At 55.4% G+C, this 19868-nt stretch carries 15 protein-coding genes; 14 read left to right on the top strand and 1 reads right to left on the bottom strand.

Features of this window, described 5'->3' with window-relative positions:
* The first annotated feature begins 225 nt into the window (after window positions 1-225).
* The 9 genes from JMJ04_RS09590 (at window position 226) to JMJ04_RS09550 (ending at window position 12836) form a co-directional block, all read left to right on the top strand.
* Entirely contained in the window at window positions 226-1428 is a 1203-nt protein-coding gene (locus tag JMJ04_RS09590) for an FIST signal transduction protein (protein ID WP_201370302.1), read from the top strand.
* Between the two features lie 516 nt (window positions 1429-1944).
* A complete protein-coding gene (locus tag JMJ04_RS09585; RefSeq protein WP_201370301.1) occupies window positions 1945-2088 on the top strand; it encodes a hypothetical protein in 144 nt (47 codons plus the stop codon).
* 62 nt (window positions 2089-2150) lie between these two features.
* A complete protein-coding gene (locus JMJ04_RS09580) occupies window positions 2151-2978 on the top strand; it encodes a TrmH family RNA methyltransferase (RefSeq protein WP_201370300.1) in 828 nt (275 codons plus the stop codon).
* 355 nt (window positions 2979-3333) lie between these two features.
* Window positions 3334-4911: a protein kinase domain-containing protein gene (locus JMJ04_RS09575; protein ID WP_201370299.1), complete on the top strand. Its 1578-nt coding sequence runs from the start codon at window positions 3334-3336 to the stop codon at window positions 4909-4911.
* 96 nt (window positions 4912-5007) lie between these two features.
* A complete protein-coding gene (locus JMJ04_RS09570) occupies window positions 5008-7095 on the top strand; it encodes an FAD-dependent oxidoreductase (RefSeq protein WP_201370298.1) in 2088 nt (695 codons plus the stop codon).
* 3 nt (window positions 7096-7098) lie between these two features.
* A complete protein-coding gene (locus tag JMJ04_RS09565) occupies window positions 7099-9027 on the top strand; it encodes a cyclic nucleotide-binding domain-containing protein (RefSeq protein ID WP_201370297.1) in 1929 nt (642 codons plus the stop codon).
* A 9-nt stretch (window positions 9028-9036) separates the two neighbouring features.
* Window positions 9037-9948: a ferric reductase-like transmembrane domain-containing protein gene (locus tag JMJ04_RS09560; protein WP_201370296.1), complete on the top strand. Its 912-nt coding sequence runs from the start codon at window positions 9037-9039 to the stop codon at window positions 9946-9948.
* A gap of 220 nt (window positions 9949-10168) precedes the next feature.
* Window positions 10169-11602 (top strand): zinc ribbon domain-containing protein, encoded by a 1434-nt coding sequence (locus tag JMJ04_RS09555; protein WP_201370295.1) that lies wholly within the window; start codon window positions 10169-10171, stop codon window positions 11600-11602.
* A 451-nt stretch (window positions 11603-12053) separates the two neighbouring features.
* Entirely contained in the window at window positions 12054-12836 is a 783-nt protein-coding gene (locus JMJ04_RS09550; RefSeq protein WP_201370294.1) for a class I SAM-dependent methyltransferase, read from the top strand.
* Here JMJ04_RS09550 and JMJ04_RS09545 read toward each other — a convergent pair.
* On the bottom strand, window positions 12814-13239 hold the full coding sequence (locus JMJ04_RS09545; RefSeq protein WP_007913307.1) for an MSMEG_6728 family protein: 426 nt from the start codon (window positions 13237-13239) through the stop codon (window positions 12814-12816). The genes JMJ04_RS09550 and JMJ04_RS09545 overlap by 23 nt on opposite strands.
* A 326-nt stretch (window positions 13240-13565) precedes the next feature.
* On the opposite strand from JMJ04_RS09545, the gene pdxS reads away from it, so the two are divergent.
* The 5 genes from pdxS (at window position 13566) to ilvA (ending at window position 19795) form a co-directional block, all read left to right on the top strand.
* Window positions 13566-14453: a pyridoxal 5'-phosphate synthase lyase subunit PdxS gene (pdxS, locus tag JMJ04_RS09540; protein ID WP_201370293.1), complete on the top strand. Its 888-nt coding sequence runs from the start codon at window positions 13566-13568 to the stop codon at window positions 14451-14453.
* Between the two features lie 22 nt (window positions 14454-14475).
* Window positions 14476-15087, top strand: a complete 612-nt coding sequence (pdxT, locus tag JMJ04_RS09535) for a pyridoxal 5'-phosphate synthase glutaminase subunit PdxT (RefSeq protein WP_201370292.1) — start codon at window positions 14476-14478, stop codon at window positions 15085-15087.
* 40 nt (window positions 15088-15127) lie between these two features.
* Complete coding sequence (locus JMJ04_RS09530) at window positions 15128-16165, top strand: hypothetical protein (RefSeq protein WP_201370291.1); 1038 nt, start codon at window positions 15128-15130, stop codon at window positions 16163-16165.
* Window positions 16166-16176: 11 nt separating this feature from the next.
* Complete coding sequence (locus JMJ04_RS09525) at window positions 16177-18000, top strand: R3H domain-containing nucleic acid-binding protein (RefSeq protein WP_201370290.1); 1824 nt, start codon at window positions 16177-16179, stop codon at window positions 17998-18000.
* A 487-nt stretch (window positions 18001-18487) separates the two neighbouring features.
* Window positions 18488-19795 (top strand): threonine ammonia-lyase, encoded by a 1308-nt coding sequence (ilvA, locus tag JMJ04_RS09520; RefSeq protein ID WP_201370289.1) that lies wholly within the window; start codon window positions 18488-18490, stop codon window positions 19793-19795.
* The last annotated feature ends 73 nt before the right edge of the window (window positions 19796-19868 follow it).

Genomic DNA, 19868 nt, shown 5'->3' with positions numbered 1-19868 from the left:
TTAACACATGAGTTATAAGAAACATGCTATACTCCCAGCATAAAGGCTCACCACTTCCTACCTGATAAATATGACGAGAAAGCCCTCATTGTAAGACGAGAGACAATGAGGGCTTTCTCGTGTCTTCATAGTGTTCATTGCTATTAGGCGTAATCGTGTGCGATACTAACTTTGGAACGAGTTAGCGGGATACATCTTTTTCACTTATGAGGAAGAATGAGAACTATGAAGTCAGGTATGCCAGTCGCCAGGGAAGCCGTTGTAGCTGATGAGATTTGGGACCAGGCCCTCTTCCAGGCACTCACGCAGACATGCGATATCCAGGCCGATGTAGCCTTACTCTTTGCCAGTGGCGAATATGAGGAACATTTCCCGGAGATGTTGCGTATCATCAAAAAGGAAACAGGTGCCTCAATTGTACTGGGATGCTCGGGCCAGGGTATTATAGGGACAGGGATGGAATTGGAGGATGTGCCAGCACTCTCGCTCATGACGATGTCACTGCCAGGAGCCACGCTCCACGCGACTCGCTTGCCACCAGACATTGTAGAGATGTTTAATACCCCTGAAGAGTTACGAACCCTCCTCGATGTGCCGCTCGATGACGTGAATGGCTGGCTCCTCTTCCTCGATCCTTTCCATCTCAATAGTGAGTCTCTTATTGACGCGTTGGCCAGGGCCTATCCCCAGGTACCTATGATGGGTGGCCTGGCCTCAAACGACATGCAAGACTCGCCCTGCTATTTCTTCTTTAACGATACCGTCTATACCGATGGTGGCATTGGCCTGGCAATTGGCGGCCCCTACAAGATTCTCTCAATCGTCTCTCAGGGCTGCGAACCTATTGGTGAACCCTGGACAATCACTAAAGTACAGGATAATGGCCTGATCGAAACCATCTCTAACCGGCCAGCCTATGACATGCTCGTAGACACCTTTCAGAAACTCTCGCCCGCCGCGCAGATCCGCGCCCAGAGAAACCTGTTGCTGGTTGGGCTGGCCGCGGATGAGTACAGCGAGCGCTTTGGGCGTGGCAGCTTCTTAATACGCAATCTACTCGGCGTCGACCGGCGCAACAAGGCGCTGGCAATCGGCGCGCAACCACGCGTCGGCCAGACCATCCAATTCCAGATGCGCGATTCAGAGACCGCGGACTTAGACCTGCGCGAACTCCTTAATAAGCTCCATTACCGCCTCAAGAAAGCCGAGGCATATCAGGTCGTCAGTGGCATCCTCTGCACCTGTAACGGGCGCGGCGAAAGCCTGTTTTCCACCCCCAATCACGATGCGGGCATGGTTGAAGAGATCCTGGGACCCCTGCCCACTATCGGCCTCTTCTGCAATGGTGAAATTGGGCCAGTTGGCGACCGCCCCTTCCTACACAGCTTTACCGCCTGCCTGGCCCTTATCGTCAAACGCTCTGAATAGGAGATATGTGTATGAAGAATGGAGCTTCGCTCCATTCTTCATACACATATCTTTTACTCTTGAATGTCTGTTCCCGCTTGACAAGTCATAATTAGCATGTTACGCTTGCAGTAGATATTGTTTATGCTATTCAGGAAAAGAGAGACGTTTCTATGTCCTTCCGGAGTATGGCAAACGCGACCTGGACACTATTGCCTTTGAGCAACTGCTGTACAGTTCGCAAATATGGCGAGGTCCATTCCGTCGCCCAAGGCCATACTATGCCCTTTTTCAGGAGGACGAAACACGACCTGAGTTAAGCGGGAAATTTCTTTAAAGACGCGAAGCTCGAACAGTACCTACCGTGGGGCCATAGATGGTCAGTGCCACGGTTTTTTTGTTGCCTTTTTTGACTTGAAAGGCAAGAAGAGGGGCGATAGCGCTTCCCTCGTCTAATCAGAAAAGAAGCCGTGAAGAGTGGCGACGTTTAGCCACTCTTCACGGCTTCTCTGCGTTTTTGGCAAGGAGATAGACACCATGTTATATCTGAGTCTTTTCTGTATGCGCGGCACACCATTTGGAGCACGTCCACCCTGCGCCTGGACGCTGACTACAAACAAACTGAGTCTGCTCCTGGTCACTGATTGCCGGGAGCAAGAGACCTATAAGAACTCTAGTTAGTACGACAGATACAGAATGGCTCGCCTCTCTTCTCAGAGGCAGGCCAGTAACAGGAGGTTGCTATGCTGGATATGCACCAGATTATGCCCGCCGGGCAACATAATATACATGTACGCCAGTACCTGGCCTTGAAAAATAACACAAAGCACAATCCAGAGCACCTGATAACCCTCGAAGGGCTAGGGCCAATCCAGGCAGCGGTGGAGGCTGGCTTAGAACTTTCTTGTCTCTTTGTCTGCCCTGAACGACTACGAGGAAGCGATGGCATGGCTCTCATAGAACTAGCCATCACGCGCAAGGTGCACCTCTACCAGGTCAGCGAGAAGGTCTTAGGCAGCATGGTCGATTGGGAGGGTCCCGATGGACTGGCAGCCATGGTGCGCCTGCGGCGGTACGACTTGTCTCACCTCCAACCGCGCCAAAAAGGGACGCTCCTCATCCTGGATGGGCTGCAAATTCCTGGGAATATTGGCACGGTTATTCGCAGTGCCGATGGCGCAGGCGCTCATGGGATTATCATTACACAGAGCCGCCAGCGCCTGACGCATCCCAAACTGGTTCGCGCCAGTATGGGTTCGCTCTTCGCGCTACCTATCGTCGAGAGCGATGTAGAGACGACCTATGCCTGGCTCAAGCGCCATGGCTACCAGGTCGTCACGACCAGCCCCCAGGCCAGGATTAGCTTCCGCCAGGCGCGCTATAGCGCGCGTACAGCTATCGTGATGGGCAACGAGCGAGAAGGCGTCTCAGAGGAATGGTTCGCGCGCCATGACCTGAGCGTCTCCATTCCCATGCGTGGACGCGCCGACTCGCTCAACGTCGGCAACGCGGCTGTCCTGATGCTCTACGAAGTCCTACACCAGCAACAGGACGAGCTACACGGCAGATAAATTGTAAGAGCAGAGCTTGCTCGGCCTTTTCTCGCAAGGGCAACACACTCACACCCCGAGCACAAGGCCATGCAAGCATGGCCCCTACAAGGGGTAAGGGTGTGGTGGTCAGGATGGCGAAGTCATCCTGACCACCACACCCTTATATCCAGCGAGCCACGCAGTGGTGAGAAGTCACATTCTCATTATTTGCCTTTTTCTCCCTTTGGCATATTCAGGTTAAGATTTTGAGTTATCTATCTGATTTGTAGGAAATGAGTAATACTTTCTGTGCAGTTCCTGTTTAACCTCAGTTATACTCTGCTATGATTGATTCATGTAGCAGAATATACCAATGCGTATTGAGAGGTGCCAAATGGTTGAAAGCCTTACCAATGCCAGATTGGCAGGGACGATGGTAGGCAACTACCAGTTAAAACAGGTCTTACAAGAACATCCATGGGGCCATGTCTTTCTCGCTCACAACCGCGAGGGACGGAGCGTCATGCTGCGCCTTCTAGATTTTGAATCCGCGGCCAATCCATCCAGACTGTCGCTTCCACCCGAGAATCACATGATATACCTGGGTCGCTTCCAACAGGAGGCCAGCCAGGTGGCGAAGCTACAGCACCCGCACATCCTGCCTCTTCTGGATTACGGCAATTTTCAGGGGATGCCTTTCCTGGTCTACCCCTATGTCTCGCTCGTACCCTTGCGCACCCTACTGACACGCAACGTTCCCTCCGACCTGCGCATCGTGGGACAGTACCTGGAGCAGATCATTTCTGCATTGGAGTATGCCCATGAACACGCCGTATTGCACCGTAACCTTTCGACCAACAACATTTTCCTGCATAACAACCGGCATCTCCTCCTAGGCGAGTTTGGCCTGCTACGCATACGCGAGTTGAGCCTCGCCGTACGGAGCGAGAAGCATACCTTTGAAGGCGATAGCGAGTCGAGCGCGCCCGAGCAGCTTCTTGGTAGATCCGTAGGTGCCTATACAGATATCTATGCCCTGGGAGCGATCATCTTCCGTTTACTCACAGGCCAGCCTCCATTTCAAGGTCGCTCGCGCAATGAGATCATGCGCCAGCACCTCTATGCCGAGGTACCATCCCTAAGCGCCTGGCTCTCAGAACCACCTGCGGGATTAGAAGCCCTTCTACTTAAAGCTATGGCCAAGGAACCCCAGATGCGCTACCGGCATCCAGGCGAGGTCCTACAGGCATACTACCAGGTCGTCGCCCCCGAGCGCCTCCCAGCGGTCGCAGCGCTGATGCAAAACACATCACAGGCCGCGAGCAAACATTCCCTGAGCGGGGATGCAAACGAAATCGACACCGAACATGGCCGAGCACAGCGGCACGCTTCACGTCCAGTGACTCCCGCAGGTGAAGGCGCGCCCCATAAGCAGATCTCGCGGCGAACGCTGTTCGCGGTTGGCGGCGGGACAGCCGCCGCGGTCACCATTGCGGCTCTGGGCGTGAATATGCTCAGCGCGCATGTGACACCTCCCACTGCACCGATGCCTGGCACAAAGCCACAGGCAGGACAGCCCGGGGCAACTGGTACTCAGCCTCCACGAGCGCAGAACAAGCCAACACAGGCTGCACAACCAACACAGGCTCCCAAGCCCATGAACGGAAAAGTCCTGGCGCATACCGGAGATATCCCAATCAATCAAGCAATTACGTTTACTTTACCTGATCAAAAGAATCCAGGGGTATTGATCCATCTGCCCAGCACCAACTTCGTCGCCTTTGATTCAACCTGCACACACCAGGGATGCGCTGTACAGTATGACCAGGGAAGCAAACATCTGATTTGCCCCTGTCACTCAGCAGTCTTCGATCCTGCGAATAATGCTAGCGTCCTTCAGGGTCCCGCCATGACGCCGCTTAAGAAGGTGCAGATTATGGTTAATGCCGATGGCACTATTACCATGGCTTGAGGCAAGGCACACGAAAGCAAGGATGACGTTAGCAGATGGATGTCCATATGGTAACCATAGGAAGGGGATAGTCGCTTTGAAAGAGGGCAAAGGGTAATGAGCAACCAGGTGGGGAAGCGATATGTCATCATCGGCAATGGCATTGCCGCGATTACGGCAGCCGAGGTATTACGTCAAGAGGATACCTCGGCCGCTATCGTCATGCTCAGCAACGATGAACAACCGGTCCTGTATCGTCCCGCGCTGAAGGACTACCTGGCGGGAAGACTCGATGAAACAAGGCTACCAGCACGCACAGAGACGTTCTACCAGGAGCACAATATCCACTTTTACGCTGACCCGGCAGTGGGCCTGGATACACAGCGGCAGTATGTGCGACTCAAAAGCGGGAAAAAGCTCCGCTATTCGCGCCTCCTCCTGGCCTGTGGAGCGCGACCAGCGCGCCTACAATGTCAGGGCCGCGACCTGAAGGGCGTCGTAACCCTGCGTAACCTGGAAGATTACCAGGAGGTCATGAGTTATCTGCCGGGCGCGCGCCATATCATCGTCTGTGGCAGTGGCACCCTGGCCCTGGAAACAATTGAGACACTGCGCCAGCAGGGGCATGAAGTCACGCACCTGGTCCGCAAACGCACGCTCTGGTCAGAGGTCCTGGATGAAACGGCCTCGGACCTGGTGTTGCAGCAGGAGCGTCGCGATGGCGTACAGGTACGGCGCGAGACAGAAATCGCTGAGATTACGGGACGCCAGGGCAGGGTACACGCGCTCCTGACGACCTCGGGCGAGGTCCTGCCCTGCGATCTCCTCATCTGTGCTATCGGCATTGAACCCAATCTCGACTGCATCGAGGGGAGCAACATCGCTCATGGACGCGGCATACACGTCAACGCCTTCATGCGTACCAGCACTCCTAACGTCTACGCAGCAGGAGATATAGTCGAGATCCAGGACCCCCTTACCCGGCGCATGCGTGTCCTGGGGCAGTGGTATCCTGCCATTCAACAGGCGCGAACCGCCGCTTATAGCATGTTGAATCTGCTCAATCCACAACACGATACGCCTTCCTTCCAGGCGCAAACCTTCTACAACGCCACCTTTCTCTATGGCCTGCCCTTTGCCGCGACAGGACTCACATACCCGAGCGGAGGCCAGGGGCTCCAGGAGATCATTGCGGACCCCGAGCCACGCAGTTATCGCAAGGTCCTGCTCAAAAATGGCATTCCCATTGGGATGCTAGGGCTGGGCAATCGGGCACAGGCTCTGGCCTTCAAACGGGCCATCGATCACCGTGTACAAATGGGTTCCATCGCGTTCTGTCTCTTCCTGTCTGACTTTAACCTGAATGACTGGCTGGATAGCCAGGGTGTGCCCCCGCCGCTCCTGGGGGCCAAACTGGCCGAGAAAGCCAGGGCAGACGCACCTGAGAAAGATACCGACCCTGTGCCACAGCCACAACCTGGTGCTCCGCCCAGGCCTGTTATAGTGTCCCCTTTGCCTACAACCGATAAAAAGCCAGCGCTCAAACCAGAAGATAAGCCACAGAGGATCGATTGGTACCTGGTCCCCGACACGGACGTTTCACAGTGGGCCCATATCCAGCCCTTACGGCTGAGCAAGAGCGAAAAGCTCTTTGTTGGGCGCCAGCCTGGTTCCCACCTGCTGCTGGATATGGAGACCATCTCGCGTACGCATGCCGAGATCTTCTTCACCGATGGGCGCTACGTCCTGCGCGACCTGGGCAGCACCAACGGTATTTTTATCAATGGATACCGCATGCCGCCACGCTCAGTACACTTTCTTCAAGAGAACGAAGAGATCAGCTTTGGCAGCCGCGCACGCTTTATCTGTCTGTGTCATACCCATGATGGGCCCGACACCGCCCCTCTAGCCCCTCTAAAGGGAATCTCTGAAAAACTCCCCATCCCACTCATGGGCATGGAAGGAAATACCGGAGGACTGATGCGGCGCTTTGCCACTGCGACAGCGGGAAGTGTGGGCCAAACCGAGAAGATACCCGCACTCCAGGTGCTCACAGAGCTAGTAGCATACAAAGAGGCGGCGCACCAGCGCTCCACCCCCCTGCCGGGCCTGGTCATTTGCCGCTGTTGTGGCATCGTGAACACGCAGAAGGCTCGCTTCTGTGCCAGTTGTAGCGCGCCGCTAGACATAGAGAGCAAGGAATAGCCGATGCAAGGATTTAAAGCCTCTCGGCCAGAAGAGGTGCAGCCAGTTCCAGGTACTGAGCTACAACGCGCCCTTCGGCCACTGACGCCTGAGCAGCTTCGCTTTGAGATCGACATGTGTATTGGATGTGATCGCTGCATGCGTGCCTGCCCGGTTCCCCTCTCATCAAAAATTAGTATCGCTGAACTCAATAAAGCCACAATCGATGATGAGCTCTCGCCGTTGCTCGTTCGCTTCACCGACGAATGCGTCCTCTGTGGCTCCTGCGTTCCCGTCTGTCCAGTGGATAACCATCGCGACCTGCTGATGCTCTCACTCAAAGAACGCCTGGGAACATCCTGGGAGAACAAGGCAGATATTGAGCGTGTGCGCGACATGCTGCCCAAAAGCTGGAGCGTCTCACAATTGCTTACGCGCCTGCGTGAGCAGCCAATGCTCGGCGACGAGATGCTTATTCCTGATAACTACCTGCTGCACCTGGTCAATTCCTCACAACTGCGCATCACACAACCTGGGAGCTGGCTTATGCGCGAGGGAGAGTTTGGCCGCGACCTCGTGCTTATTTTGAGTGGGCGCGTGGAAATCTCCTCGACAGGCCCTGGCGAGGCAGGGCTGCCCCTCGCCGTCCTACGCCGAGGCGAATACTTCGGCGAACATGAGATGCTCAGCGGACAGACACGGCAGACTAGCGCCTACGCCATCGGCAAATGCGCCCTGCTCGTCATTCCCGAGCAGGTCGTCCAGCGCCTGATGGAGATCGTGCCGGAGGTCAGGGTCTTCTTTGAGTCGCTCCATCTGGAACGCTCTATCGAAGCCGTGCTCAGGCGCCTACCACTACTGCAAGGCATCGCCACAATCGATCTACGCCATCTGGCAGAACAGGCCATTACGCGCCGCTATGAGCGCGGCGAGCAACTCTTTGACGAAGAGAGCCAGGACCAGCCCGAGCGCGAGACCCTGCACCTGCTGCTGGATGGCTTCGTCAAGGTAGCACGCAAGCTTCCCCCTGGCAAGGGGCGCAAAGAGCGCATTATCGCCTATCGCCAGAACGGCGACTATTTCGCCGGAGGACTTGACATGCTGGGAGACCAGCGCGCGGTCAAAGTCTCAGCAATCACGCGCACGACCGTGGCCGAGGTTCCACGCCGTGAGCTGCTCAACCTCTTCCGCCGCTATCCAGAGGTCAAAACGCGCTTTCAGCAGCAGCTAAAGCTCTATAATGACGCCAAACTGGCCGCCCAGAGCGCGATCTTTGAACCTTTCCAATTTGGCCAGGAACAGCCAGTTGCCATCACTACCTCCAATGCTGCCGCTCGCGCCGGATTGCACGCACTGGTGGACGATGGCGTCATCGAGGGGACCGAGGTGCTAGTCATCGACCTGGCTAAATGCATTCATTGTAATGAATGTGAGGAGGCCTGCGAGCGCCGCCATGGTCATTCGCGTATGAACCGCAACGGCCTGGTAGTAGGCAATATCAGCATTGCCACCGCCTGCCGCCAGTGCCAGGACCCCGTCTGTATGCTCTGTAGCCGCGCGGGGATTGCACGCCTGCCCAGCGGCGAAGTCTACATTACCGAGAGCTGCATCGGCTGCGGGATCTGTGCAGAGCGCTGCCCCTACGACAATATCGCTATCGTCGACCTGGAAGAACAGCAGGCACAGCACCAGGGCGATCTCTGGCAAAGTTTTAGCGCCTTCTTCTCCAGCAAGAAACGCAAACTCTTGCCTGTCCTGACCACACCTGGTCCCCTGGACAATACTCCTCCACTCGACCCGGTGGAGGAGATACGTAAGAAAATTGCTGTCAAATGCGATCTCTGTGCTGGCTATAACGACCAGGCATGTGTCCAGGCCTGCCCCACGGGCGCGGCCATTCGTGTTAATCCGCGCACCTTCTTTGGCTCGACCGAAGAGATTCTTTTGAAGTAGGAGCAAGGCATGTCCAGTCTACCCAAATCCCCCTCACAAGCAAATAAAATGGCAGGCCAGCAGACATATAAAAAGCTCTGGCGCGCCCCCGCTTCACGCGGGAAGTGGTTCTGGCTCCTGGGAAGTGGCGCACTCTACCTGTTCCTCTTCGCCTGGAGCGCCTATGCCATCCATAAAGGACAGGACGCGGAACCAGCGCTTGATCCCTTCCGCATCTTTGGCATTTGCGCCTTCGCCCTGGTCCTGCTGAGCGCGAGCTATAGCCTGCGCCGACGCTTTGTGCGCGCATTGCCTGGAAAAGTGCAGAACTGGCTCTGGATGCACACCTGGCTGGGAATCATCACGATCCTGGTCGCACTCCTGCACGAAAACTATGCCTATATCACACACGACTTCGTACAAAGCGCGGGTGACCTGATTCAGGCCAAGGCCGGGCCAGCCGCCCTCTTCGCCCTGATCTTCCTCGTCCTCAGCGGCATTACTGGTCGTCTGCTTGACCAGTGGCAAACGCGCCGCCTGGCCTACGAGGCTGCAACCAACGGGGTAGGCATCGTCCAGGGCGTCAAGGAGCGTATTACCATCCTGGAGGAAACGGTTGAACGCCTATGCGCGGGCAAGTCCGCCCCCTTCAAAGGGTATTGCATCGAACACCTGGCCCAAACCAGATCTGCGCCCGATAGCGCGTCATACCAGACCGCACTCCCCTCAAGCGAGCGCCACGACTTCCAGCGCGCCGCCGAGGCCCTCAAGGAACGCGCAAACTTGCTAGTCTCCCTCCACCGTCAGCAGAGGGCCCAGCGCTTTATGCGTCGTTGGCGCACCATACATATCATCCTGGCTAGCGCAGCCCTGCTCATCATCTCCTACCACAGTATCATGGAACTACTTATCACCGTCTTTCATATTCTCCCACCTGATTAATAAGGTAAGGGGAGTGTTAGGGCAAGGTGGCCTCCGGGCACCTTGCCCTAACACTCCCCTTACTCAAGCGAGCACCGTAGGCGCGAGAAGTCATAAAAAAGTACCAGAAACCTGAAGAGTCAAAAGATAACCACTATACTGCCATATTACAAATATTTCTGAACCTCCCCCATCCAGGAGGTAAAGAGAAATAGCTACTGGGAAGCCAGGGGTAGTCATCATGAAATGTACTATTTGTCGTGAGGAAATGGAGCCAGGGGCCATCTTCTGTGGCCATTGTGGGCAGCGCCTGCACTCCAAACAAGAGCCGTTGTCGCAGCGGCAGCCAGCCCCCCTCGCCATCGTACCAGGCCAGGCAGGGCGTGGTCTCATTATGGAGAGACCCATAGTACACGCTCCGCCGCCAGGACCACAAGCTGCATCAGGCATAGGGTTCGGCCTGCGACCAGGACAGACAGGGTCACACAACGCATTTGTCCCTCACCATAATGAAATGCAAGCGAAGAGGCAATATGTCACCAGGGAGCTTCCTGAGATCGATCTCGCTAGAAAGGAACTCTCACCCTCCGCGCTACACCTCGCCCTGGCCGAGCCTATCACCGGGCTTCCTCGGGGACAGCACAACACCTTCTTTCGCTCCATGCTTATTTTCATTGCCATCGCGTTATTGATTAGCTCGATTGGTGTAGGCGCTTATGCTCTAATCAAAACTCGTTCGATTGGTGGCTATCGCCTCTCACGCGATTTTAGCAGTCAAAACCGCACTCAGGTTCAGGGCGAGGTCTCCTTCACCGATGATCCACAAACACCAGGCAAAAGCAACCGCGTGACCATTACGCTCAAGCAGCTCAACGCCCCAGCCGATAATGCGACCTACCTAGCCTGGCTCATCGACGATGAGGCGGAGCATATTACTCCACTGGGTCAATTGATGCCACACGGAACAGACTATGTCCTGCAACGGACGCTGGGAGCAACCAATCTACTTAGTCTGGGGAACCTCATCCAGGTCACACAGGAGAGTAGCAAGGTCACCGTCCCCACAGGAAAAATCGTCTTCAAAGCTGACTTCCCCCCGCTCGCCTTTGTGCATCTACGTCACCTACTGGTCCACCTGGACGAAACGCCTGGGCAGGTTGGGCTACTGGTCGGGCTACGCGAGCAGGCGCGACAGCTCAACACCCAGGCCACCCTCCTTAAAAATCGCACATTGCCCTCTCAGGCAGTACGCTGTGTCGCACAGAATATACTCAATATCGTCGAGGGAACGAGAGGAGCGCACTACGCCGCACTCTTCTCCCGGTGCGCAACAATGCAGATTGCGCAGGCAGGCGACGGCTTTGGCCTTGTAGGAGCGGGGGCCTATATCGAGATGAGCCTGATGCATGTCTCGCTGGCAGCCACACAAAGCGATTCCAGCGCCACCATCAAGCAGCATGCAGAGCAGGCACGAACCACCCTGGAAAATATCCGTGAGTGGACCTCTCGCCTGGATCAACTGGCAATCAATCTCGCTCAGAATCCCTTCGACCAGGCAACACTACAACAAATTCGCACCCTCTGCGACCAGGTACTCAACGGTAATGGAAGTAAGCAGGGCGGGGCTAATGCCGCCTATAGCTATGGGCAACTTATGGCTCAATTGAACTCCTAGCTCCCCCTTTTGGGGGAGAACAAGATCCTGCCCTTCAGCGATGGCAAAGCGGAACCGCGACGGTATACTTGCCCTCAGATTAGAGAAAATACTTCTTCATAAGAAGACCTTTTATACGGACAACCAACGCCACTCTCGTGGCTAGCGCTCCCCCATTCGGGGACAAGCGCGCCCAGGTTTCCGAAAGGTAGTGATTTGAGGTGAGAGCATATGTCGCAGCAATATATAATCATTATTGTCGCCATCGCCGTCATGGCATATATTGCAACTTGCGCATCACACCCAGGCTGTCATCTATGCCTTGAAAAAGGGCTTGATCTCGTTGGATGAAATTGATTTACCTTGATGCCCTTACTACTTTTTATTTGTTTTTTCTTTTGAATGGTTCGCCCCTTGTGCTATGATCTTAATTAAGAAGAAATTTTCCTACGGAGGAGGGAACCATTCAGCTATGAACTACTTTGCAGATGCAGATGTGGCGCGGCGCTATGCCACATTCCGGCCCTACTTTCACCCTCTTGTGATCTCCAAGGTCCAGAACGCCCTTCACCTGGACACACCCGTCAAAAAGGCGCTCGATGTGGCCTGTGGAACGGGACAATCTACCCGCGCGCTCAAACATATCGCGGACCAGGTGATTGGCTGTGATCTCTCGCCCGAAATGCTTGCCGCCGCCACGGAGCTGCCAGGTGTGAGCTATATCCTGGCTCCGGCCGAGCAACTGCCGTTTGATGGCGCAAGCATCGACCTGATCACCATCTCGTCTGCCTTCCACTGGGTGGATCGTATGCGCTTCCTGCCTGAAGCCGCGCGAGTCCTCCGTTCTGGTGGCTGGCTGGTAATCTATGACAATAGCTTTGAAGGGTCGATGCGCGAAAATCAGGCCTTTGAACAATGGGTCGCCCAGCAATATCTTACCCAGTACCCCGTTACTCCCCGCGAAAATAAACCCCTTGACCCGTATGTCCTGGCCGAACATGGTCTGCGCTTCATCCGAGAGGAGCGCTATGTCAACGAAGTACTCTTCACCAGAGAGGATTTAGTAAGATACTTGATGACGAAAAGCCTGGTCATCTCTGTGCTGGAGAGAGGAGAGAGGAGCCAGGAAGAGGTCTATCTTTCACTACTAGAGCAGGTCAGTCCCTTCTTTACCAGTGAGCACGGAACCTTCCGCTTCAGTGGCTATATCTGGTATATCCGGAAGGAGAACACTACTCGGGCGGCCGATAGGTAACGGGCCAGTAGTAGGGAATATCGTCGGAGATCTCCCAGCCAAATTGGCTGTAGTAGAGCCAATCTTTACGCAGCAGATTTGATTTATGGGAGTCGTGCAGGCGTGGGTCGCCAAGCCACCAGGGATATTGAATATGCTGCTCATCCAGGTGGTGATGTAGCTTCATGTTTTTGTAACCACGACGCTCCCACTCGGTCAACATTGTATTAAGATACTCGCGCAGGGCGGTAGCATAGCCATGCCACATCATAACGGCAGGATGATGCCGCCACGCGCCCAGGTAGTCTGGCGTCGTAATGATCTTCAGGATTTGAGATGCCTCTACCCGCTGCTTTCCCAGGCGCCTGGAGTCCAGCACCCGGGCCGTCTCCTCAAAAGAGGCATAAGGGAGGAACGTCTGCATACGCGCCAGGTCTCTCCTTCCACAGGACACAGCATGGCCTCACACGAAAGTAGCACGCCCCACCAACCTGGCTGGTGACATATATTTTTTTGCGTCGTAGGCGCGAGAAGTCATCTGTCTCGCTCAATGATGTAGAAGGTACCCCAAATAGTCGATAGAAAAGAAGAGAGCCAGCTACTATGCTCACATGGATGGAGCCAATGTAAGATGGCTGGTCTAAGTGGAAGGGATTGGCTGTAGCAAGAGCCAGAAGGCTATGTTAGAATTCGAAAAGAAAATTTACGGCCGCGAAATTTCTCAGATAAATGGCAGGAGATTTCTACACAATGGAAAAACAGACAGGTACAGTACAGGTTAAACGCAGTTTCCCTGAGATGCTCAAAGGTGGCGTCATCTGTGACGTCATCGACGCCGAACAGGCTAAGATCGCCGAGGAAGCTGGCGCCTCAGCCGTTATGGCTCTTGAGCGTGTGCCAGCGGATATCCGCGCCCATGGTGGCGTTGCGCGCATGAGCGATCCCGAGCTAATCATCAAGATTAAAGAGGCCGTCACTATCCCGGTTATGGCGAAGTGTCGCATTGGTCATTTTGTCGAGGCTGAGATTCTCCAGGCCATCGGCGTTGACTGCATCGACGAGTCGGAAGTATTGACGCCCGCCGATGAGAGTTTCCACGTCAATAAGCATCTCTTTAACGTGCCCTTCGTCTGTGGTGCGCGCGACCTGGGTGAGGCGCTGCGACGCGTGGGTGAGGGCGCCGCAATGTTGCGCACCAAGGGCGAGGCCGGAACCGGCAATATCGTCGAGGCGGTTCGTCATATGCGCACCATCATGGACGGTATTCGCCGCTTGCAGAATTTGCCAGAAGAAGAGCTGATGAGCGAGGCCAAGAATCTGGGCGCGCCATATGACCTGGTCCGTGAGATCGCACGCACCGGCAAACTGCCCGTCGTCAACTTCTCAGCGGGTGGCGTCGCAACCCCGGCAGACGCCGCGTTGATGATGCGCCTGGGCGCGGAAGGCATTTTCGTGGGTTCGGGCATCTTCAAGTCTGGCGATCCTCTCAAGCGCGCCAAGGCCATCGTTCGAGCCACCACACACTTCCAGGATGCGGGCATCGTCGCCGAGGTATCGCGCAACCTGGGTGAACCAATGGTTGGTATCAACCTGGATAAGCTCTCGCAGGACGACCTGATGGCTCGTCGTGGCTGGTAGTAGCGGAACAGGCTCAGGCACCATGACACACGGACGCAACCTTTTGCCTCGTATCGGCGTATTAGCATTACAGGGCGATTTTGAGGCCCACCTACGGATGCTGGCCGAGTTAGGCGCTGAGGGAAAAGCTATTCGGCTCCCTGAGCAACTAGAGGAAATAAATGGTATAATTATACCAGGTGGTGAAAGTACCACGATAGGCAAACTCATGATCGAGTATAACCTCCTGGAACCCTTGAGGCAGAAAATTCGGGACGGCATACCGGTCTGGGGAACATGCGCAGGTCTTATATTGTTATCTCAAGAGACGGATAATGCGCTGGCAGGCCAACCACTTCTGGCCTCGCTGGACATCAAAGTTCGTCGTAACGCTTTCGGCAGTCAGCGGGAAAGTTTTGAGACAGATCTCGTAGTGCCAGAACTTGGCGAAGCGCCATTCCACACCTTCTTCATCCGCGGTCCACTGGTCGAAAAGGTTGGACCAGGAGTAGAAGTGCTGGCTACGCTCGACGATGGAACCATCGTTGCTGTCCGAGAAGGAACCAGGCTAGGTACTGCATTTCATCCCGAGGTATCGGGAGACACTCGTTTCCACCAATACTTTCTCCGCATAGTAGAGAGCGTCAGCAACTAGGGGCATCATTGATGCCCCTAAAGGGACGCAGGAGAACTGGATGATACGACCGGTCCTGTTCGTGGATCTACCGGGAATCATCTATGCAATGGACCGACATGCTCGTAGTCCGAAACACGGAATTGCGAATTTCGTGTGCTGGCTGGAGCCTGTAGAGAGAGACTCGCTGCCCTCACCTATCCTGCGTAACCTTCTGCCGCTTACCCCAGCTTCGCGAACCTGGATCTGTGAAGATCACTGGCAATTACTCGGTTTCGCACAAATGAACGAACGACCCGCGCGCAAAGCGTGGGATCTCTCATATCTTGCCTCCATGCGCAACAGAAACGTCTCCAGCGAAGAGGTACTGAGCGCGCTGCTCGACTACACCCTAGAGATGGCGGGGGCGCATGGAATATTGCGTATCTTTGCGAAGGTTGAAGATGAGGTGCCGGAGGTAGACATGTTCGTACGCAGTGGCTTCCAACGCTATGCGCGCGAGCTTACCTATGTCTATGAACCGGGAACAACTTTACCCGAGCAAGGTGAACAGTTGAGCTCCCTGCGCAAGTGGCATCGCCACTATGCCTGGGGGCTGCATCAACTGTACCGGGCCACCACACCACAGCGTGTGCGCATGGCCGAGCTGCTTGAAAACAGCGAGGAATACGCCAAATTGCATGTCGGGCCACAGCGCTGGTTCTCACCCTGGAACGAGAACTATGTCTGCGACGTTGGCGTGCGCCTGGGCGCCTGGTTACGCATTTGCCGAGGGCATAACACCATACCCCATCGTCTCTCTCTTATTGTCCATCCAGAACATGCCGACCTGGCGGAGCCGCTGTTACGCTTTGGCATGCGCAGGTTACTGGAAACAGACGTACGCCGCATTTATTGCCTGGTGCGCGAGTACGACTCATGTGTTATTACCGCTCTAAGCAACAGTGGATTTGAGCAGTCAACCACCAGGCTGCTGCTCGTGCGACACGTGGCATCACTAGCTACGAGGCAAAGCACAGTCCCCCTGCTAGAACAAAGAGCGGTCTATGGCTTGAAGGGCCTGGGGACGGTCAATTCACGCCAAAAGTTAATGAGGTGATAGAACTGCCTATGCAACATGTGGTCACCGACGATCTTGAGGCTCTGCTAGCAACCCTTCCACCTAGCATCCACGACGCGGTCAATCGGCTAGAGAACCGAAGCGAACTGCTGGAGATCGTAATGGACCTCGGGCGATTAGCCGAGGGACGTTTCCCCGAGGGAGAGGTCCTCTTAAGCAATCAGCCCGTGACCTATGCTGACCTCGAATATGTGGTTGAACGCATCGGCGAATTTGGCGATGATAACCGCGCAGGGATAGAGCGAACGCTACACCGAATTAGCGCTTTGCGCAACCGCAAAGGAAAAGTCGTGGGACTGACGTGCCGCATCGGTCGAGCCGTGTTAGGAAGTATCGCCCTCATCCGCGATATCGTGGAGCAGGGACAATCCATCCTGATTCTGGGTCGCCCAGGCGTGGGTAAAACCACGCTCCTGCGTGAGATCGCGCGCGTCCTGGCAGACGAAGCAAACAAACGCGTCGTGGTGGTTGATACCTCCAACGAGATCGCGGGTGATGGTGATATCCCTCATCCTGGTATCGGACGCGCGCGTCGTATGCAGGTCGCACGTACGCTTGAGCAGCACGCGGTGATGATCGAGGCTGTGGAGAACCACATGCCCCAGGTTATCGTCATCGACGAGATCGGCACCGAACTGGAGGCCGCCGCCGCCCGCACCATTGCGGAACGTGGTGTCCAGCTCGTCGCGACGGCTCATGGCAACACCCTGGGCAATCTGCTGATGAATCCGACCCTCTCGGACCTGGTTGGTGGTATTCAAACCGTCACCCTGGGCGACGAAGAGGCGCGCCGCCGCCATACGCAAAAGAGTATTCTTGAGCGTAAGGCGCCACCGACTTTTGATGTCGTGGTGGAACAGCAGAGCTGGGAAGAGGTCATTGTGCATCGCGATGTCGCCGACACAGTCGATACCATGCTCAGAGGCATGATCATTGTGGCCGAGGAACGCACACGCGACGAGAACACGGGGCATATCGGACTCCGCCGTATCAGCCGAAACGGTATGGAGAACGCTTCCCCCAATGGGATCGGAGGCCTGGGCAACCGTAGCCAGGGCTTTACTCCCAGTATGTTCGAGCGTGGTGATCATTCCGAACGTAGTGATCGCTCAGAGCGTGGCAGCAGCAAGGGGGTGCGTCAGATAGAGCGCCCACGGCGCGGCTCCAATGAACCGCCCATGCCGATGAGGGCCTTAGCCCCAACCGGCACCTCGCCCGCTGAAGTCACGACTACGCCAGGCACAGCCATCGAGAGCGAGCCTGAGGAGGATCATAGGACCGAGACCCTCCCGCTCAATCGGACTTTGCGTGTCTATCCATTCGGGGTCAACCGTGACCGACTTAGCGACGCATCACGCCATCTACGTGTCCCGGTTGTGATCACAAACAACCAGAAAGAGGCCGATGCCGTGATGACGCTGAAAAACTACTATCGGCACCAGGGAGAGCGCCTGCAACTGGCCGCACAAGACGGTAAACTACTCATCATCCTGAAGAACAATACCGTCTCGCAAATGCAGCATGCCCTGGCACGTATCTTCGACATTCCAGAGGAGGATACCGTCGAAGGTGAGGAGAGCCATCCAGCCTTGGATGAGATGCACTTCGATGACCCGACCAAACAGGCCCTTCTGGAGACAGAGGACGCGATTCATCAAGTGCTCAATAAAGGGTTGACCACGGCTGAGCTTCCGCCAGCCAACTCCCATATTCGCCGCTTGCAGCACCAGATGGCGACACGCTATAACCTGCTTTCGCGCAGTCGGGGCAAAGAGCCCAACCGCCGTGTCAAAATCTTTCGCGCTCGCGACTAATATGGCATAAGGAGCCATCCCGCCCTTTAGCTCATTCATCGCGCACAACAGGAAGGACTTCGGCCAGCCCAATCTCTTCTCCAGCCCATGAAAAGAGAGCGCCCCGGCCAGGCCAGAAGTAAAACAACAAAAACAGGCAAACACAAAGCAAGGGAACCAGAGTGGTGTGACTGGTTCCCTTTTTTATTTAAAAGTGTGTGATTATCACATTGATACATATTGACACATACACGTGAGTATAATCGTAGATATAAGGGAGACTACTCCACCTATACGTACAGCAAAACCGATCAATGAAGACGGAAGCGCAAGGCAAGCGCATACAAGTACATCGCCATGAACGTCACAGCCTTTTGTCTACCATGACATGGCATGTTATAATGCTCTGCAAGTCACAGATGCAAAGCTGCATGGAGAACCGGCAATTACGCAAAACCACAAAGGTCGTGGTGTGGCATGCGGAGGGTTGAAAGGAGTCGTCAGTCTTATGCTTATTGAACATGACTCGACAACAGGTACCACCCGGCTACCTGCCCTGGTCGAGACACCACCATTACCAGTCACTATCGCCGATATTTGGCAAGCTTATAAGTTCCTCAAGCCTATTATGCACCATACGCCTCTCACGCCATCACGAACCTATCAGCGGATGACCGGGGCGGATGTTTATCTCAAAGCTGAACATTTACAGCGTGGAGGTTCGTTCAAGGCACGTGGGGCGGCATATAAAATTTCGCGACTTACTCCCGAACAATATAAAGCTGGCGTGATCGCGGCTTCAGCGGGCAATCACGCGCAAGGCGTAGCCATCGCCGCGGCCCAGCACCAGATTCCCTGCACCATCGTCATGCCGGAGGGTGCTCCCCTGGCCAAGGTCGTCGCCACTCAGGAATATGGCGCGACCGTCGAGCTCTACGGCAGCACCTATGATGACGCCTATAAGTATTGCTGTGAGTTGCAGCATGAGAGCGGCGCGACTTTTATCCATGCATTCGACGATCCAGATGTCATTGCGGGGCAAGGCACCCTGGGTTTGGAGATGCTCAATGATCTCCCCGATGCCGACGCCATTCTTGTCCCCATTGGAGGTGGTGGCCTGATCGCGGGCATCGCCATCGCCGCGCGCGCGCTCAAGCCCGACATTAAAATCATTGGTGTGCAGGCCGCGGGCGCCCCCAGTTGTCGCGCCTCGCTCGACGGTGGTACACCAGTTACACTCCCCGCCATCAGCACCATCGCCGATGGTATCGCCACCAAGCGCCCCGGCGAGCTGACCTTCTCTATTATCAAGCAGCTCGTCGATGATGTTGTTCTGGTCAGCGATGAGGATATCATCAAGGCCGTGCTCCTGCTCATGGAGCGCAGCAAGATGGTCGTCGAGGGCGCGGGCGCGATTGGCCTGGCCGCTCTCCTTAGCGGCGTCGTCAAGCTGCCGGGAAAAAAGGTGCTCGTGCCGCTCACAGGCGGCAATATCGACATCAACCTTGTTGGGCGTTTTATTGAGCATGGACTGGCGGTCTCGGGTCGCTACTTCGTCATCCACACACGCCTCGACGACAAGCCAGGCGAGCTGATGCGCCTGCTCAACGTCATCGCCGAAATGCGCATCAACGTCATCGACGTACGCTATCAACGCATCACCGAGCGCCTGCCCATCATGCAACGCGAGGAAACAATTACGCTGGAAACACGCAACCGGGCACAGTGCGAAGAACTACTGCGTCGCCTGCGTGCTGCCGGCTACATGGTGGAAGAGGCCCAATCATTTGACGACGAGCACGATGCTCGCCGCTAAAGTATGGTGTCTGAACGCGAGAGGCCCTGACAGCCTGTGGCTGTCAGGGCCTCTCACGTTCAGACAAAATTTC

It is taken from the genome of Ktedonobacter robiniae, assembly GCF_016587375.1.
In the GTDB taxonomy this organism is placed as follows: Bacteria; Chloroflexota; Ktedonobacteria; order Ktedonobacterales; family Ktedonobacteraceae; genus Ktedonobacter; species Ktedonobacter robiniae.
The sequence above is the reverse complement of the archived record's forward strand: the minus strand, read 5'-3'. Positions and strand labels throughout refer to the sequence as shown.

Bases quoted from the DNA above. Each gene is read 5' to 3' on its own strand.
- JMJ04_RS09590 (WP_201370302.1), top strand. From the start codon at position 226: ATGAAGTCAGGTATGCCAGTCGCCAGGGAAGCCGTTGTAGCTGATGAG.
- JMJ04_RS09585 (WP_201370301.1), top strand. From the start codon at position 1,945: ATGTTATATCTGAGTCTTTTCTGTATGCGCGGCACACCATTTGGAGCA.
- JMJ04_RS09580 (WP_201370300.1), top strand. From the start codon at position 2,151: ATGCTGGATATGCACCAGATTATGCCCGCCGGGCAACATAATATACAT.
- JMJ04_RS09575 (WP_201370299.1), top strand. From the start codon at position 3,334: ATGGTTGAAAGCCTTACCAATGCCAGATTGGCAGGGACGATGGTAGGC.
- JMJ04_RS09570 (WP_201370298.1), top strand. From the start codon at position 5,008: ATGAGCAACCAGGTGGGGAAGCGATATGTCATCATCGGCAATGGCATT.
- JMJ04_RS09565 (WP_201370297.1), top strand. From the start codon at position 7,099: ATGCAAGGATTTAAAGCCTCTCGGCCAGAAGAGGTGCAGCCAGTTCCA.
- JMJ04_RS09560 (WP_201370296.1), top strand. From the start codon at position 9,037: ATGTCCAGTCTACCCAAATCCCCCTCACAAGCAAATAAAATGGCAGGC.
- JMJ04_RS09555 (WP_201370295.1), top strand. From the start codon at position 10,169: ATGAAATGTACTATTTGTCGTGAGGAAATGGAGCCAGGGGCCATCTTC.
- JMJ04_RS09550 (WP_201370294.1), top strand. From the start codon at position 12,054: ATGAACTACTTTGCAGATGCAGATGTGGCGCGGCGCTATGCCACATTC.
- JMJ04_RS09545 (WP_007913307.1), bottom strand. From the start codon at position 13,239: ATGCAGACGTTCCTCCCTTATGCCTCTTTTGAGGAGACGGCCCGGGTG.
- pdxS (WP_201370293.1), top strand. From the start codon at position 13,566: ATGGAAAAACAGACAGGTACAGTACAGGTTAAACGCAGTTTCCCTGAG.
- pdxT (WP_201370292.1), top strand. From the start codon at position 14,476: ATGACACACGGACGCAACCTTTTGCCTCGTATCGGCGTATTAGCATTA.
- JMJ04_RS09530 (WP_201370291.1), top strand. From the start codon at position 15,128: ATGATACGACCGGTCCTGTTCGTGGATCTACCGGGAATCATCTATGCA.
- JMJ04_RS09525 (WP_201370290.1), top strand. From the start codon at position 16,177: ATGCAACATGTGGTCACCGACGATCTTGAGGCTCTGCTAGCAACCCTT.
- ilvA (WP_201370289.1), top strand. From the start codon at position 18,488: ATGCTTATTGAACATGACTCGACAACAGGTACCACCCGGCTACCTGCC.